We start from the raw sequence: 16,891 nt of genomic DNA on the forward strand, positions 1-16,891 counted from the left end.
GTAACTTGTAAGAGTCTAAACCCTAATGACACTTTACGCATATATGCTATTGACCCAATTTCTATTAGCACTGCAATCCCCGTTACAAACGGCGCATAAAATTCATATTGTCAAACCCTATCATTTGGAAAAATGGTTTGTGGTTTTGGCGGTTTTATTTCTGGTGGTCTACATGACCTACGCTGTGTTTCAGCATAAACAAAAGAAAAACAGTTTCATTCACAACTATTCTGAATTTGCACCCAAAGAGGAAATCTACAATATGTTGTTGCTTATCTTAGGGATTTCATTACCATTGATAGAGTTAGTATTGGAGCTGTTCTCGGTGCGCAGTCAAAGTTTGTTATTAGTAAAAACTATAATAGGTTTTATTCTTTTAGGCATTTATTGGATCAATACACGAACTACTTGGCTCAAGCGTTTTTTTGTCCCATTATTCATCACGGTATATATCATTGATTTTATTGGCAATCTCGTTAGCTTGATGTTTATTAGCTACGAATTAATGCTTTACTGTTCACTTTTGCTGAATTTTTTCTTGAGTTACTATGTTTTCAAAAACTTGGTGCAGTATTGGACCTTTGTAACCTTGTTTTCATTGTTCCTTTTTAGTGTATTTTTACAAAACATTCTTCCAGCGAAAGATGTTATTATTCTTGTTGCGTGTTGCTTGTTAATCATTGCCATTCATGCTTCGATACATTTAGCAACGGTAAATACACGGAATAAATTTTTATTTGCCAATGAAATTTTAAACAAAGGAAACATTCTTACTATCGCTACCAACCGCCAAGGAGCGTTATTCTACTGTAGTGAGCAAGTGCGTAATTTTTTGGGGTATGAACCCGAAGAGGTTTTGGGATTGCGTTTTTGGGAATTGACAGAAGATCCTGAATTTATTGGTGAAGCGTACCATGATAACTATATCGACGGGCGCCTACACGTTCGAAAACTGAAAGCCAAAAACGGGGAGTATCGTTATATACAGTGGAAGGATAAAAAGTTTTCCGACGATTTAACCATTGGAATCGGTCAAGATGTTACAGAGCAACAGAATATCCAAAATCAGTATGAAAATCTGATTGAAAATGCGAATGATTTGATTTATGAAATTAATCATTTGGGGTATTTCACCTTTATCAACAAACATGGAGTAACGCTGACCGGATATAGTCAGGAAGAGTTTTATAAAAAATTATTTTTGGATTTAGTCCACAAAGACCATCGCAAACGAATTAAAGATTTTTATTCGCTTAAAGGTCTTAAAAACAATGCCTTTCCCACTTTAGTTGTTCCTGTTATTAATCGTAAAGGAGAAACCATTTGGCTCTCCCAAAACGTTACCTTCAAACGTAATGAAGCGGGGAATGTTATTGGTTATACGGTTATTGCTCGTGATATAACGATGCAACGTCAAATGGAGATTGAAAACATTCGGCGGGAGAAAAAAATCAAACGATACAATGATGCCATCAAAGATTTAACGTTAAAAAACCAACCGGACGGTGATAATTTTGGCCATTTTTTGGAAGTAGTATTGCGAATTATTGCCAAAAAAATCGACATTAATCGCGTAGGTTTTTGGTTGTATCAAACGGACCAAATCTTTTGTGAAAAAGTATATATCAAAAATAAAAATGAGTTCGAGTCAGGTGCAATCGTTCCCAAAAAAGAGTTTCCTAAATACTTTGAAGCTATTGAAAATGAGTCCCAAATTGTTGCCGATGATGTACTTGAAAACCCTCTCACACAAGAGTTTGTAGCTACCTATTTTCAAGATTACAATACCCAATCGATGTTGGACACCCCCATTTATATCAATGGGAAACTCCACAGTGTATTGTGCTTGGAATCGGATACGAAGAAAAAAGAATGGGATGCTGAAGATATTGTTTTTGCTCGGTCCATAAGTGATTTTTTGGCAGCTGCCATCGAAACGCACCAACGCTTGGAAGCGGAAGCAAAATTGGAATATAAAAATCAAATATTGACTGAAATCACCAATTTCACTACACGTTTCATTGCGATAAAAAACAAGTATGAAATGTTTAATGAAGTATTGAATTCATTAGGAAAAGTAATTGATGTAAGTAGAATTTCTTATTTTGAATTTGATTATGAAAATTATTCTTTTAGTCAGCGAAATCGTTGGAACAACCAATTAAAGACATTAATTGATATTAATCCTCATTTACAAAATTTACCTTATGAAAAATTTACGGTGATTTTTGACACACTTAATGATAAAAATGTCTATTACAGTAAAGTAAAAAATATAAAGGATGCTGAAATTCGTAACTTCCTTGAACAAATTAATTCAAAATCTATTTTACTATTACCTGTAAGGGTAAATGAAAAGTTAGAAGGATTTATCATTTTAGATGATACTGAAAAAGAGCGTATTTGGATGGAGGAAGAAGTTACTATTTTAGGTACTCTAGCACGAATCGTCTCTTCTTCCCTTGAACGCAATGTCAATGAGGGGATTATTCGAGAAAATGAAGAACGTTTTCGATTGTTGGCCAACAATATTCCCGGCACCGTTTACCTCTGTCATTCGGATGAAGAATACAGTTATTTGTATTTGAATGATGAAATTGAAAAATTAACCGGACTTACCAAACAGCAATTAACGAATCATAAAATCGGTTTTGGCGGTTTAATTCATCCTGATGATTGTGACGGCGTTATGAAAGCCTATGAAAAAGCCTTTACCGACTTGCATAAAATACGCCACACCTACCGGATTTTACATCATGAAGGCAATTACAAATGGGTTGAAGAATTTGGAGGCGTCATTCAAAACGACTACGGTGAAAAGTATATCGAAGGAATTTTAATTGATATTACGCGACAAAAAGAAGCTGAAGAAGCCATCAAAGCCAAAGAATACGCTGAAGCGGCTAACCGAGCGAAATCGGAATTTTTGGCCAATATGAGTCATGAAATTCGAACTCCATTGAATGGAATTATTGGATTCACCGATTTGCTTAAAAATACCAATCTCGAGGCGATTCAACGGAGCTATATGAATACGATTAACGAATCGGGCTTATCACTCATGGATATTATCAACGATATCTTGGATTTCTCCAAAATCGAATCGGGGAAACTAGAGCTAGATGTTCGTCGTTACGACCTCAAAGAATTACTGAATCAAGTCGTGGAATTGGTTAAGTACGACACCAATCGTAAAAACTTACAATTTGATTTGGTGGTAAAAAAAGAGGTGCCACAATACATTTGGACCGATAGCGTTCGCCTCAAACAAATATTGATCAATCTTCTCGGCAATGCCGTAAAATTTACAGAAAAAGGTTCGGTCAAATTGACGATTACCAATTTGGAACTGATTGGGGAATCACAAAGTCGATTGCGATTTAGCGTTACCGATACGGGAATTGGAATCAGTAAGGAGTTTCAAGAGCAAATTTTTGAGGCGTTTTCACAAGGCGATAATTCGACCACACGAAAATTTGGGGGCACAGGCCTCGGACTAACCATTTCGAATCAGCTCTTGGCCTTAATGCAAAGCCAATTGAAACTCAAAAGTGAAGTTGGCAAAGGTTCAGAATTCTTCTTTGATATCATCCTCAAAGCCACCAATCATAAGGTTATTGACAGTATTGAAAACATTGAAGTTAGCATAGAAAAAGAAGATTTTAGCGATTTTGGACATGAAAACTTTAAGATACTAATTGTAGAAGACAACAAAATAAACATGCTATTGGCCAAGACGTTGGTCAAACAAATTGTTCCCAATGGCACGCTTTATGAAGCCATAAACGGTCAAGAAGGTGTGGATAAATACAATGTTTTACATCCCGATATCATCCTCATGGATGTTCAAATGCCCGTAAAAAATGGATATGAAGCCACCCAAGAGATTCGAAAAACGGAGAAAGGGAAACATGTGCCCATTATCGCTTTAACCGCTGGTACTGTAATGGGGGAAAAGGAAAAATGCTTAGAAATGGGCATGGACGATTATACGTCCAAACCTATCGTAAAAGAGGTGTTGGAACAGCTTTTGCACAAATGGTTAAAAAGTAAGGGATAATTAAAAAAAATGAATAAAGAATTTCTTTTATTGGATGTATAGAAGTTATGTAAGCGGTAAACCCAAAACCGAGACTATGAAAAGATACATACTACTTATTTCATTCGTTTTAATAGGCTTGCTATGCTATCTATTAGGATATTTACGGGATCGAAGTTTTGTGCTAAATTATTATGACACTTTCTATGTAATTGACAAATCAAGTTTTAATTATTTCATATTCTATTTGTTTTCAATTCCCACATTATTCTATTTCATTTTAAGAAAACATTTCAACCTGAACATAGCACTTTTGCATATAGTATTTAAATCTATTTCAATATTTTTATATTTACTAGTAGATTTTCTTCAACAAAACAGACTTCCAAAACGTTACTTTTTTGAAAATTATTGGTATGAAAATGAAAATATACAGATTATAATTTTATACAGTTTTTTAATAGGAATTGGAGCATTTTTGTTGAATATATTTTTAAGTATAGCACATCTAAAGAAGAGTTTAAAAAGATGAATAAGTATATAAAAATATTTACACAGCACTTTTAAATAACTAAAAAATCACCCTCATTTTTATCATTCTCCCAATTAAAAAATAGCAATTTTATTGATGTCGTAATTCGTTACAATCTGTGCTATTTTTCGGAAATCTCATACCTTATTTTACCTCTAGGTATGTAATTTTACCCTAAAAAAAGCTATGCATATTGGTATTGATTTCATCGCGTTTGATTTCCCTCAACTCTACCTTCCCATACCCGAATTGGCGCAACACCGCCATATCGAAGCGGACAAACTAACCCAAGGATTGGGCTTACACCAAATGGCCATTCCCGATGTTTCGCAAGATGTGGTGACCTTTGCAGCCAATGCTGTGTATCGTTTGCTCAAACAGACGCAATTGTCCCCCGAAGCCATTGCCCGAATTTACGTGGGTAGTGAAAGTGGCGTTGACAGTTCGAAGCCCATTGGCTCGTATATCATTTCGTTGCTTGAATCCCGTTTTGGGACACGATCGTTCAAACATTGTGACACCGTAGACCACACTTTTGCCTGTATTGGTGGTGTTGATGCTTTGCAGAGTTGCATTGATTTTGTGCGGCTCAACCCAACTCAAAAAGCCATAGTCGTAACCACAGATATTGCCAAATACGATTTGGGTTCGTCTGGCGAGTACACGCAAGGTGCTGGTGCCTTAGCCTTACTGATCAGTGCCCAGCCGCGAATTGTAGCACTGGATAATGTTACCGGCATTGGGACCGAAGGGGTCTTTGATTTTTTCAAACCACGACAAACGGTTTCAAAAGCGTCAATTACGGGAAGGAATGATAATCCCGAATGGATGGGAATTTTGGAAAATGAGGTAACCCTTTACAAAGAACAACCCGTTTTCGACGGCCAGTATTCCAATACCTGTTACATCAATCGCATTACTGAAGCCTACCAGCATTTTAAACAATTACGTCCCCAAGAAGGAATACACTTCGACCGTTGGGCGCAATTGTTTATGCATTTACCTTATTGTTTCCAGGCCCGTCGCACGTTTAGCAGTATCTATGCGCAAGAGAAACATCCTGAAATATCGGGCGCGGAGGAGTTGAAAGCCATTGCCAAAAGTGATGCTTATCGCACTTTGGTCGCTCAAAAAATTGCCCCCAGTGAAAAAGCCTCGGGAGTCATGGGGAATCTCTATACGGGGTCGATTTTCTTGAGCCTGCTGTCAGGATTGAGTCAGGCGGCGACACAAACCGAAGAACTTGCAGCACAAACGGTTGGATTCATTGCTTACGGAAGCGGTTCGAAGGCTAAAGTCTTTGAAGGGCAAATACAACCCGGTTGGCGAGAAGCGATTCAAGCTGTTGAATTGTTTCAAACCCTTGAACAACGGAAAGCCATCGATTTTTATACCTACGAAAAATTACACAAAAAGGAAATAACAGTCCCCGTAGGCACACCGCAAGGCTTTGTTTTGGAAAAAATCGAAAAAGAAAATCCTGTATTAGTTGGCGCGCGCTATTATGGGTTTCGTTAATGTCCCAACAAAAACTGTATCGGAATGGCCAATCGTTTTTGCCAAGCCAGTTCGCTATGGTCTTCACCTTCAAACTTTCGGGTAATCCAATGCGATGCGTTCCAACCTTTGGCGCGCATCACCGCATCGACTTGTTGTTGAACGGGTTCATAGAGTGCATCTAACGTGGCGGTTCCGAAGTCAAAATAGATTTTTCGGGTATTCACCTTGGGCAAATGTTTTTGTAAATACCGTATAAATTGAGCTGGAATTGGATTGTTTTCCATTGAAAAAACGCCGGGCCAATGGGTAGACAAACATGCCGCGCCCCCGAATACCTTCGGATACTCACAGAGCGCATACATCGAAATCAACCCTCCCATACTACTGCCCGCAATAAACGTATGAGCCGCATCGGTATAAACCGCATAATGGCGATCGATATAGGGCTTGAGTTCTTTGACCAAAAATTTCAAATACTTGTCTGATTGCACAGTATAGTGTTGAAAAACCGAATTCCCATTGGGACGGTTCACTTGGTAAAGCGAATCTTGCTGCCGTATTGATAACTGTTCAAAGGGTTTTTGAGGAAAATAATCAGCATGACGCGTTACTCCCCCATTCCACACCCCAACCACAATACAATCTTGAATCTTTCCCATTAGGGCGAGTTCACTCAATACATTATCCACCTCCCAAGCTTGTTTGTTCCAAGTGGTATTGGGGTCAAAAAGCATTTGCCCGTCGTGCATATAGAGCACATTGTATTTTTTGGCTTCCGAATACCCTTCAGGCAACCACACATCGACATGACGCGGAGTCACATAATTGGATGGAAAATCAGCCAAACGCTCTAGGGTTCCGGACACTACCTTAGGTATTTCTTGGGCCTGTAACGACATCATGGCCAACCAAATAAAAAATAAATATTTCATACGCGTTTCTTTTACCCCAACCATCCATCGCGATCCAAACTACGGTATTGAATGGCTTCTGCAATATGCGCCGCTTCAACTTTAGGATGGGCTTCTAAATCGGCTATGGTTCGGGCTACTTTTAAAATTCGATCATAAGCTCGGGCCGACAAATTGAGCCGTTCCATGGCATTTTTGAGCAAAGTTAGTGAGGATGCATCCAATTCACAATAGGTTCGAATCAATTGCGTACTCATTTGTGCATTGTAATGAATATTGGGGTACTCGGCAAAACGTTGGGTTTGTAGGTCACGCGCTGCGATCACCCGCTGTCGAATCACGGTGCTACTCTCTGCACGGCGGGTATCGGCCAACTTATCAAACGGCACTGGGGTGACTTCAATGTGAATGTCAATACGGTCGAGTAGCGGCCCCGAAATTTTACTCAAATAACGCTGCATCTCGGCAGGTGATGTCGTTATGGGGGCATCGGGATCATTAAAAAAACCGCCCGGACTAGGATTCATGCTCGCGACCAACATGAAAGAAGACGGATACGTAATGGTGAACTTCGCCCTTGAAATGGTAACCTCACGGTCTTCGAGCGATTGCCGCATTACTTCGAGTACTTCCCGTTTGAACTCGGGCAATTCATCCAGAAAAAGGACACCGTTGTGCGCCAAAGAAATTTCCCCCGGTTGCGGGTAGCTCCCTCCTCCTACTAAGGAAACGCTTGAAGCGGTGTGATGCGGATTCCGAAAAGGGCGTTGGCTAATGAGTCCCACCTCTTTGATTTTCCCCGCCACACTATGAATTTTGGTAGTTTCTAGGGCTTCACGCAGGGTCATAGGAGGTAAAATACTCGGCAACCGTTTGGCCAACATGGTTTTTCCTGCGCCTGGGGGACCGATGAGAATGATGTTATGCCCTCCTGCTGCGGCAATTTCCATACACCGTTTGATGGATTCTTGTCCTTTGACATCGGCAAAATCAAATTCAGGAAATTCCATAGCTTGAAAAAATGTATCCCGCGTATTGACGGTAACGGGTTCGAGCGTAGACGTTCCGGAGAAAAAATCGATGACTTGTAAAACATTTTCGATTCCATAGACCTCCAAATCATCGACTATGGCCGCTTCCTGTGCGTTCTGTTGCGGTAAAAGAATTCCTTTAAAGCCTTCCTCACGGGCTTTAATGGCAATGGGAAGTGCCCCGCGTATGGGTTGCAATCCCCCGTCGAGCGACAATTCCCCCATGATGATGTATTGATCCAAAAAATCGGTTTGCAATTGGCCACTCGCTACCAAAATTCCCAACGTCAAAGTCAGGTCGTACGCTGAACCCTCTTTGCGCAAATCAGCTGGCGCCATATTGATGGTGATTTTTTTTCCGGGCAATTCGTACCCGTTGTTTTTCAATGCGGCCGCAATACGGTAACTACTTTCTTTGATGGCATTGTCGGGGAGGCCCACCAAATGGTACCCGATTCCTTTGTCAACATTAACTTCTACAGTGATGGTGGTGGCTTCTACGCCAAAGACGGCGCTGCCAAAAACTTTTACTAACATGGCATGTAATTTAAATTAGGCTAATATTATACTTACGAAGGTACTTCTTTTTTCTTGAAATAAAACATCCACTGCCTTTTTGGTCGTTATTTCAATACCACGAAAGCTAAAATGTAAAACACTATTAACTTTTTGTAAACTATATTTGTCAATATGTAAAATATGCTTTACATTTGAATTGTTCTTTTTAATTACTGTACTATGAAAACAAATTTTTTATTTCCAAATTCATGGAAAATGGTGGGATGGTTGCTTTTCATTCCGGGGATTATGTTGGTACTTGTCGGATCGTTTTTGAATGTGAGCCTCGATGATTTTTTACAAACCAAAGTTTTAGCGCTCTACAGTGATCCCATTTTGGGGACATCAGGGTGGTTTACATGGGTGGAAAATGGCATTGCGGACGAACTTTTAACGGTAATGGTGATTGGAGATGGACTTTTAGTAGGATTTTCAAAAACGAAAAATGAGGATGAAATGATTAGCAGTCTTCGCTATGAGAGTTTGGTTTGGGCCACCTACCTAAACTATGGTATCATTTTGTTTACGACGCTTTTTGTTTTTGGAGTTGCCTACATGAATGTGTTGATTCATAACTTATTTACCTTATTATTCTTTTTTATCTTGCGGTTTCATTACCGTATTTATAAGGTATCTAAATCGGCTGACTATGAAGAATAAATTGAAAATATTGCGCGCCACCAAAAACATTTCGCAAGAGGAATTGGCGAAACACATTGAGGTCAGTCGGCAAACGATTCATGCGATGGAGAAAGGAAAATACGTTCCCTCTACGGTGTTGGCACTGAAATTGAGTCGTTTTTTTGAACAACCGGTAGAAGAAATCTTCGAATTGGAAGAGGACGATTAAAAAAATCCCAAGTGCTCCTTGGGATTTTCGTTTTACTTAAAGTTTTTAATACCGTCTTCCAACCATTTTTTATACGTTAGAATATCGGGAGTGTATCCTACGGGAGCATTCAAATCGTTACCGTCTGGCGATTGAATGACATACAAGGGTTGTGCATTATTTTGATATCGGGTAATCTGAAAATCACTCCATTTATTTCCAATCGTAACAATCTCTTTTCCTGTGGTCTTTGAGATGTATTGTTGTGCTTTGGGCAATTCAATTTTCCGGTCACAAATCAAAGAAATGAGAACCACTTTATCTTTTAATATTGGTAAAATCTTGTCAGAGGACCACACAAAATCTTCCATTTTGCGACAGTTCACGCAGGCATCCCCCGTAAAATCAACAAGCACCGGTTTGTTTACTTTTTTAGCATACGCCAATCCTGTTTCATAATCGTCAAAAGCGATAATTCCATGGGGACCCACATGGGCTCCTGTTGGTAACGTACCCGTTGCTGCATGGCCACCGCCTCCCAAACCGTTGGGACTTTCACTATAGTGCATGGGTGGTGGGAAACCCGAAATGAGTTTTAAAGGAGCACCCCACAATCCTGGGATTAAATACAGTGTAAAAATGGAAACCAACAAAGCCATAAATAATCGTCCCACCGATAAATGGGTGACGGGACTATCATGAGGCAGCGTTAATTTCCCAAATAAATACACGGCCCAAGCGCCAAAAATAATAATCCATACCGCTAAAAATAACTCACGTTCGAAGTAATGTTTTTGCAACACTAAATCGGCATTGGATAAGAATTTAAAGGCCAAAGCCAATTCCAAAAATCCGAGGGATACTTTAACGGTATTCAACCAGCCGCCTGATTTTGGTAATGTATTCATCCACCCTGGGAATAGGGCAAATAACATAAACGGCAATGCTAATGCAGAGGAGAATCCAAGCATACCAATGAGTGGAGCTAACCCTCCTTTGGAAGCTGCTTGCACAAGTAAGGTTCCCACGATAGGACCCGTACAAGAAAACGAAACGATGGCCAAAGCGAGTGCCATGAATACTATTCCAATCAATCCCCCTCGATCTGATTGACGGTCAACTTTATTGGCCCAAGAGTTGGGAAGCACAATTTCAAAAGCCCCCAAAAATGAAGCGGCAAAAAAGAGCAATAAAGCAAAAAACAGTAGGTTAAACCATACATTGGTTGACAGTGCATTCAAGGCATCGGCTCCGAAAATAGCGGTCACCAATGAACCGAGTACGATATAAATCAGAATAATAGACACCCCATAAATAATCGCGTTCTTTTTGCCTTGGGCTTTATTTTTGCTCTGTTTGGTAAAAAAACTTACTGTCATTGGAATCATTGGAAATACACATGGGGTAAGTAAGGCCGCAAAACCTCCCAAAAAGGACAAGAGGAAAATCGACCATATACTTTTGTCTTCGACAGCTCCTTTGGCCACTTTAACGGTTGCTGTCGCATTTTCAACGGGAGCTTTGGACTTTAATTTTGTGGTGTCACCTGCAGCAATAAGGGTATCTTTGGGAACCGTTGGGGCCGGTATGGCCGCTGCTTTGATTTCAGGGAGTTCAAAGGTAAAAAGCTTGTTGTCATTGATACACTGTTCTTTACAAACTTGATAGTCTAGATTAAGTTGAATGGATCTCAGCTTCGGATTGGTCACTTTTACCTTTTGCGTCACCACCACTTTATGTTCGAATAAATATTCGTCCACACCAAATATATCGCTATACACTTTTTTGTACGGGCTTTCTTTGGCTTTGCCTATTAATTCATAATTCCCTTTGGTGTTTTTGAAGGTAAGCACCATGGGCAACGACCCGCCATCGGGCGTAAATTGAGAATATACATGCCAACCCTCTTCAATAGTTCCAGTGGCAATTAAATTAAACTCGGTTTCGGAAAGTTTTTCGGTTTTTGACGTCCATTTGACAGGCGTTTTAATCTGACCCAAAGCCGTGAAGCCGGTCAGGAGTGCAAGCATCGCTAAGCAAAAATTTCTCATTCGGAAAGGGTAATTTTTAGTATCGTTTGTGTTTGTTCCGTCACTTTGAAGCGGTTATCAGCCCGATGGCCAATCACCCACACTATTTTGTTTCCCGAGCACAACAACCATTGCCGTTCTTTATCGGTGAGGCTGAACTTTTCATCTTTAAAAAACTTGCTCAGCTTTTTAGTGCCTTGCAATCCAAAGGGATGAAAAAGGTCTCCTTCTTGCCATTTGCGAAGCGTTAACGGATACTCCAGCAAATCAGCGTCCACAAATATAGTTGAAGACGTTACATTTTGAATGTCACTTACATTACAAAACGTCAATTTTAGGGGGAAATTAAGATGCAATTGGGTGCGGTCAATGGTATACACCGCCAAACGTGGTTCATGCCGAGCCGCCAAAACCAGATGGGTTCGGTTTTTGAAAAGAATAAAATTAGGCGCTAAAACCTGCTTCCCGGTTTCTGCAAAAGGCAATTGATAAATATCCTCCCAAGCCGTAAATCCGTAATTTTTAAGCCAATAATACAAAAGCGCTCTAGAGGAAGGTACACTATTGAGGGGAGAAATTGCCAAATGAAATTCGTTGCCGTGTTGGGAAAGATGCTGTTCCAAAAAATTAGCTACGGCCCAATCGGCTAACGTCTTCGTTTCTTGTAGATAAGCCAAGGTTTTTTGAAAATTTTCCAACAAAGCTGGATTCATGCCCTTCAAAACAGGCACGACTTCATGCCGGAGGGCGTTTCGTTGGTAGTAGGAATTCCCGTTGCTCGAATCTTCACGCCATGAGATTAGGTACTCCGCCGCATAATTTTCAATCGTTGTTCGGGAAAAAGGCAAAAGCGGTCGCACTATAGTTCCGTTTTGTGCGGGTATTCCAGTGAGTCCATCCCAACCTGTACCCCGTGTGAGATTGATCAAAAAGGTTTCCAACACATCATCGGCTTGGTGGGCAGTCAGCACATAATCATATCCTTCCCGCACCCGCAAGGTTTCAAACCAATCGTAGCGTAACTGACGGGCGGTCATTTGTATGGACAAGCCTTTTTCTTCTGCAAAAACAGCCGTGTTAAATCGGTTTACAAAAAAGGGAATACGGTTTTCACGGCAATACTCGCGAACAAAAATTTCATCGGCATCGCTCTCTTCGCCACGTAAACCAAAGTTGCAGTGTGCTACTCCTACGTTCCAATCCAATTGGCGGCATAAGGAAAGTAGAACCATACTATCGATTCCACCGCTCACCGCGAGAAGACAACGGTGGTGTTGTAAAAAAGGGAAAGTTTGGTTGATATGGTGTTGAAACGCGTTTAACATACTCAAAGATACGGATTTATTTTGCCGCCCAATACGTCTTGCATCGCTTTTGCTTTCAACAAACATTCAGCATATTCATCGTTGGCATTCGCTTGAGCTGTAACCGCACTCCCAACGGAAACGGAAACATAGCCTTTTTGGGCATTGTAGGCAATACTGCGAATCACCACATTAAAATCGAAGTCGCCCTCAGGAGTAAAATACCCCACTGCCCCACTGTAAATGCCACGCTTTGTTGCTTCCACTTTTTCAATGATTTGCATGGCTGCAATTTTGGGTGCTCCAGTCATACTTCCCATGGGAAAGGTGGTTTGTAACAGTGATATGGGGGAACAATCCTCGGCCACCGTACTGCGAATGGTAGAAATCATTTGATGCACTTGTTTGAAGGAATATACTTCACACAAGGCTTCAACGGCGACACTCCCTTTTTCGGCTGTACGTGACAAGTCGTTACGGACCAAATCGACAATCATTATATTCTCTGAACGCTCTTTTTCATTGCGTTGCAAATCGATTTTCAGTTGTGCATCTTCTTCTGGCGTGTTGCCGCGCCGCGCCGTCCCTTTTATGGGTTGTGAAATTACAGTTGTTCCCGATTTTCGTAAGTACCGTTCTGGGGAAGCCGAAAGTAAATAGCGAACATCTTGTTTTAAAAAAACGGCAAACGGGGGTTCGGAGCGCGCATTCAATTGGAAAAACACCTCCTGCGGATTAAGAATGACTCCTTCTTGAAAAAATTCCATACAGAAATTCACTTCATAAATCACCCCTTGCTGAATGTAGTGCACTAGTTCTTTAAATTTCTCATGGTACGCTTTTTCGGAAATACGGGCTTGTAACGGAATCGAGGGCGCACTTGAAGGGGAAAGCGTCTGTGCTTCAATAGCGGCGAGATCGGACTCCAATTCTTCTGCCCAACCGTTTAAATAGGCAGCAAATACTTGACCTTGTTGGGAATAAATTATTTTTTTGGGTTGAAAAAAAAACAAATCGGGAAACGCCAAACCATCGTAATTGTGGGAATGCAGGTCTTCGGTATCGTTTTTTAAATCATAACCCAAATACCCAAACAACCAATCGCGGGTTTGCGACTGATAGGCTTGCAATTCGGCAAACGCTTGATGGGTATCGGTTTGTCGAACGGTAAAAGCATCCCACGCTACCAACCAATCAAACTTGCTGTACAAATGCGTTTGTTCATTGGACTCGAGATAAACTACTTCGCGGGCTTCTTGTGTATAGTGAAGTAACTTTTTTTTCCACAAAGGGGTGACTTCAATAGCTATTGGAAAGGTCGTTCGCATACGGTCAAAAGTAATGCATTTTCATTCGGAATAAAAATGGGTTTTGGCTTTGGCACGATTTTTATAGCTTACGATTAAAACCCCATTAAAAAACAAATTACTTCTTTAATCCTAACTCATTTTATGCAATATAAATACACTTAATCACTTATTGTATCACTTTAAATTTTAATTGTATGAAAAAAAAGGCTTTGTTCCTCTTGAGTGCAGGAATGTTAATTACAAGTGTGGGGTGTCAAAAGCAAGAAGCGGATCACACTTCAGCCCTGAATGCTACCGATTCGGTGGCTGTGGCTTCAAAGGGAATGACGAGTGAAGTCGCCAAACCTTTGGCCTCTTCCGAAAAAAAATTTGTCCGTAGTGGCGAAGCGCGGGTCAAAGTAAACAATGTAGTACAATCAACCCACCGCATTGAACAAGCTGTGAGTCGCGCGGGTGGATTTATTACCCAAAGCGATTTGACGTCGGTGGTAGATCGTCAAGAAGAAACGCAAGTGAGCGCCGATAGTGTTTGGGTTACCACGCAATACCACACCCAAAGCACGCTCACGTTGCGTATTCCTGAGCAGGAACTGCCTTCGGTGTTGCAACACATTGCCCAAGAAATTGTGTATTTGGATTATCGAAAGTTGGGCGCTGAGGATGTAACCCTACACCTTTTGAATCATACACTGGAACAGCAGCGGCATCAAAAAAGTGCCGAACGTTTGGCGCAAAAAATCGATACCAATAAAGGCCGTTTAGATCCCGTCATAGCTGCCGAAAAGGAACGCAGCGACAAGCAAGCCCAAGCCGATGGGAAATACATCGAGAAATTGGCTTTATCTGATAAGGTGCGTTATGCCACGCTAACCTTGGCATTATATCAAGAACCGGCTGTGCTCAATGAACGAAAAGCCCTTTTAAGTGTGCCCGAACGGTTGCGTCCCTCCCTTGGTTTTCAACTGTGGGAAAATGCAAAAATTGGATGGTCGGCCTTGGAGCAGCTACTTTCTTTTCTCATTCTTTTTTGGCCACTAGGTGTTCTAGGAACATTGGGCTATATGGGCTATCGGCGTTGGGGGCGAAAGTAAAAACCAAACCATCGGAGGAATCCGGTGGTTTTTTGTTTTATATTATTTTGTAGTTTTGGTACAATAAACGTTTGCATCATGAAAGTAACCACGTTGGTTATCCGCATCCTTTTGGGTGGTTTAATGGTTTTTGCTTCCATTGCCTATTTTTTTAACTTAGGAAATCCTGAACCTCCTGTGGGAAAAATGGCTCTTTTCATGGAAGGCCTGATGGCTTCACAGTACTTACTTCCCTTGGTAAAAGGAATTGAATTCCTCGCGGGATTGGCATTGCTCGGGGGCTTTTTTCCTCGAATCACTCCTCTAATTTTACTTCCTATAAGCCTAAATATTGCCTTGATTCACTTGTTTTTAGATCCCAAAAATTTAGCTATTGCCTTTTTTGTTTTAGGGGCCAATATGTACTTAATTTTACAACAGTGGAACCATTATAAATCGCTTTTAAAAATTCGATAATGTTCAAATGGAGTTTAATTTTATGGTTCAGTGGTTTTAGTTTGTTTGGACAACCAGAACCCAACTTGGTTTTTGATGTGCATTATGGAGATGCGGTACAAGAATGGGTGGCGTTTCCGTCTTTAAAAAAACAAGGGCAATTTGTAGCGGGCTATCTTTATGTTTTGCCTCAGGAAGGAATTGTATTTCATTATCATACGAGCTTCCATTTGGGTACTTCCAACGAAATGGTACCCGACGGTATTGATACGCAAGAATTGAATCGTATTCGATTGGGACGGGCATACAACTTTAAAATGGCCCGATTACTAGAGCAACACCGGCAAAAATTGCAATTACCCCTTCAACCCCAAGGTTTTACATACCATTACGTAGCCGATGAAATGCAGCGCTATTATATCACTGGAAAAGCACTAAATGCGGACCGAGAATTTGAACGGGCACAAGTGGTATTGGAGAAGGTCTACGAAAAGAATACGCATTACAGTGGTGTCGAATTGGAATTAGCCTACAGTTACAACGGCATTCGCAGGTACGATTTGACGATTACATTGTTGACCAAAGCCCTCGAAAATGATGCTTCGCAACCCTTATTTTACAAAGAATTGGCCTTTGCTTTTTTAAATTCGGGCATGATAACAATGGCAGAGAAAACCTACCAGCAATGTTTGGAAAAAACACAGGATAAAGGATTAAAAAGCGAAATTGGTTCCAGTATGGCCTATTATTTTTATCTCCAAAAAAAGGAAGAAAAATTTAAAGAATGGCGACAAGTGGTAGACCAAAACGCAGACTCTGGCTCGCAATACCAATTATTCATGCAACAATTGGAACGCAATTGGAACAATCGGCCTTCGCATGAAATGAAAAAACTCTAAATGCTACTTTGTTAGTTTTAAGGGGAAAAATGTACGATTTATAGAGGTATTTTAACATTTTCACCTCAAAAAATCACTATTAAAGGTTAACTCATTGTAAATTATCAAAATTTATATTTTTTGTAAGTTTTTTTTTCTTAATTTTAGAAAAAAGAAAAAAGCTATGCATGGAGTCGTCAATCAAGCCATTGAAGGTTTAATCGTTCAGCGCTTTGGTGCTGAGGCCTGGGATGAAATTCGTATCGCTTCAGCGTGTGCAGATACTACTTTTTACAACAATCATAATTAGTCATTCCTTAAAAAGCCACTATTTTAAATTTCGATTAAAATAGTGGTTTTATTTTTAGTGAAAAAGTTGAACAATAATTGTAACCAAAAAATAATTAGTTCTTTAATTTGGTTAAATCGGAGCTTTAGATTGT

13 protein-coding genes are annotated in these 16,891 nt (G+C 40.3%); 8 read left to right on the forward strand and 5 right to left on the reverse strand.

From position 1 onward, the window contains the following. Positions 1-25: 25 nt before the first annotated feature. Together O9316_RS03305 and O9316_RS03310 are read left to right on the forward strand one after the other, a co-directional pair. Positions 26-4,060 (forward strand): PAS domain S-box protein, encoded by a 4,035-nt coding sequence (locus O9316_RS03305; protein ID WP_298205346.1) that lies wholly within the window; start codon positions 26-28, stop codon positions 4,058-4,060. A gap of 697 nt (positions 4,061-4,757) precedes the next feature. Beyond that, complete coding sequence (locus O9316_RS03310) at positions 4,758-6,089, forward strand: hydroxymethylglutaryl-CoA synthase (RefSeq protein ID WP_298204692.1); 1,332 nt, start codon at positions 4,758-4,760, stop codon at positions 6,087-6,089. Here O9316_RS03310 and O9316_RS03315 read toward each other — a convergent pair. Continuing rightward, a complete protein-coding gene (locus O9316_RS03315; protein WP_298204691.1) occupies positions 6,086-7,003 on the reverse strand; it encodes an alpha/beta hydrolase-fold protein in 918 nt (305 codons plus the stop codon). The genes O9316_RS03310 and O9316_RS03315 overlap by 4 nt on opposite strands. Before the next feature lie 11 nt (positions 7,004-7,014). After that, complete coding sequence (locus tag O9316_RS03320; protein ID WP_298346977.1) at positions 7,015-8,550, reverse strand: YifB family Mg chelatase-like AAA ATPase; 1,536 nt, start codon at positions 8,548-8,550, stop codon at positions 7,015-7,017. 201 nt (positions 8,551-8,751) lie between these two features. On the opposite strand from O9316_RS03320, the gene O9316_RS03325 reads away from it, so the two are divergent. Next, positions 8,752-9,231: a hypothetical protein gene (locus O9316_RS03325; protein ID WP_298204689.1), complete on the forward strand. Its 480-nt coding sequence runs from the start codon at positions 8,752-8,754 to the stop codon at positions 9,229-9,231. Then, on the forward strand, positions 9,221-9,421 hold the full coding sequence (locus O9316_RS03330) for a helix-turn-helix transcriptional regulator (protein WP_298204688.1): 201 nt from the start codon (positions 9,221-9,223) through the stop codon (positions 9,419-9,421). The genes O9316_RS03325 and O9316_RS03330 overlap by 11 nt, the downstream gene beginning before the upstream one ends. Before the next feature lie 32 nt (positions 9,422-9,453). On the opposite strand, the gene O9316_RS03335 is transcribed toward O9316_RS03330, so the two are convergent. Genes O9316_RS03335 through O9316_RS03345 form a run of 3 tightly spaced genes read right to left on the reverse strand, consistent with a single transcriptional unit; the run spans position 9,454 to position 14,062 of the window. Then, positions 9,454-11,451 carry a cytochrome c biogenesis protein CcdA gene (locus O9316_RS03335; RefSeq protein ID WP_298204687.1) on the reverse strand — a complete coding sequence of 666 codons (1,998 nt, stop codon included), beginning with the start codon at positions 11,449-11,451 and terminating at the stop codon, positions 9,454-9,456. Beyond that, complete coding sequence (gene tilS, locus O9316_RS03340; RefSeq protein ID WP_298204686.1) at positions 11,448-12,755, reverse strand: tRNA lysidine(34) synthetase TilS; 1,308 nt, start codon at positions 12,753-12,755, stop codon at positions 11,448-11,450. The genes O9316_RS03335 and tilS overlap by 4 nt, the downstream gene beginning before the upstream one ends. 2 nt (positions 12,756-12,757) lie before the next feature. Continuing rightward, positions 12,758-14,062, reverse strand: coding sequence for an anthranilate synthase component I family protein (locus tag O9316_RS03345; protein WP_298204685.1), 1,305 nt, complete (start codon positions 14,060-14,062; stop codon positions 12,758-12,760). Between the two features lie 176 nt (positions 14,063-14,238). Here O9316_RS03345 and O9316_RS03350 point away from each other — a divergent pair, with 176 nt between their 5' ends. From O9316_RS03350 to O9316_RS03365, 4 genes are all read left to right on the forward strand, one after another. Next, positions 14,239-15,135 carry a DUF4349 domain-containing protein gene (locus O9316_RS03350; RefSeq protein ID WP_298204684.1) on the forward strand — a complete coding sequence of 299 codons (897 nt, stop codon included), beginning with the start codon at positions 14,239-14,241 and terminating at the stop codon, positions 15,133-15,135. Between the two features lie 78 nt (positions 15,136-15,213). After that, positions 15,214-15,591 (forward strand): DoxX family membrane protein, encoded by a 378-nt coding sequence (locus tag O9316_RS03355; RefSeq protein ID WP_298204683.1) that lies wholly within the window; start codon positions 15,214-15,216, stop codon positions 15,589-15,591. Then, positions 15,591-16,469, forward strand: coding sequence for a hypothetical protein (locus O9316_RS03360; RefSeq protein ID WP_298204682.1), 879 nt, complete (start codon positions 15,591-15,593; stop codon positions 16,467-16,469). The genes O9316_RS03355 and O9316_RS03360 overlap by 1 nt, the downstream gene beginning before the upstream one ends. Positions 16,470-16,632: 163 nt before the next feature. Next, positions 16,633-16,758: a hypothetical protein gene (locus O9316_RS03365; RefSeq protein WP_298204681.1), complete on the forward strand. Its 126-nt coding sequence runs from the start codon at positions 16,633-16,635 to the stop codon at positions 16,756-16,758. Positions 16,759-16,891: the final 133 nt, after the last annotated feature.

Origin of the sequence: Flavobacterium sp. (assembly GCF_027533505.1) — a bacterium.
Classification (GTDB): domain Bacteria; phylum Bacteroidota; class Bacteroidia; order Flavobacteriales; family Flavobacteriaceae; genus Flavobacterium.

Excerpts from the sequence above, each read along its gene's own strand:
- O9316_RS03305 (WP_298205346.1), top strand. The coding sequence starts at position 26 with ATGACACTTTACGCATATATGCTATTGACCCAATTTCTATTAGCACTG.
- O9316_RS03310 (WP_298204692.1), top strand. The coding sequence starts at position 4,758 with ATGCATATTGGTATTGATTTCATCGCGTTTGATTTCCCTCAACTCTAC.
- O9316_RS03315 (WP_298204691.1), bottom strand. The coding sequence starts at position 7,003 with ATGAAATATTTATTTTTTATTTGGTTGGCCATGATGTCGTTACAGGCC.
- O9316_RS03320 (WP_298346977.1), bottom strand. The coding sequence starts at position 8,550 with ATGTTAGTAAAAGTTTTTGGCAGCGCCGTCTTTGGCGTAGAAGCCACC.
- O9316_RS03325 (WP_298204689.1), top strand. The coding sequence starts at position 8,752 with ATGAAAACAAATTTTTTATTTCCAAATTCATGGAAAATGGTGGGATGG.
- O9316_RS03330 (WP_298204688.1), top strand. The coding sequence starts at position 9,221 with ATGAAGAATAAATTGAAAATATTGCGCGCCACCAAAAACATTTCGCAA.
- O9316_RS03335 (WP_298204687.1), bottom strand. The coding sequence starts at position 11,451 with ATGAGAAATTTTTGCTTAGCGATGCTTGCACTCCTGACCGGCTTCACG.
- tilS (WP_298204686.1), bottom strand. The coding sequence starts at position 12,755 with ATGTTAAACGCGTTTCAACACCATATCAACCAAACTTTCCCTTTTTTA.
- O9316_RS03345 (WP_298204685.1), bottom strand. The coding sequence starts at position 14,062 with ATGCGAACGACCTTTCCAATAGCTATTGAAGTCACCCCTTTGTGGAAA.
- O9316_RS03350 (WP_298204684.1), top strand. The coding sequence starts at position 14,239 with ATGAAAAAAAAGGCTTTGTTCCTCTTGAGTGCAGGAATGTTAATTACA.
- O9316_RS03355 (WP_298204683.1), top strand. The coding sequence starts at position 15,214 with ATGAAAGTAACCACGTTGGTTATCCGCATCCTTTTGGGTGGTTTAATG.
- O9316_RS03360 (WP_298204682.1), top strand. The coding sequence starts at position 15,591 with ATGTTCAAATGGAGTTTAATTTTATGGTTCAGTGGTTTTAGTTTGTTT.
- O9316_RS03365 (WP_298204681.1), top strand. The coding sequence starts at position 16,633 with ATGCATGGAGTCGTCAATCAAGCCATTGAAGGTTTAATCGTTCAGCGC.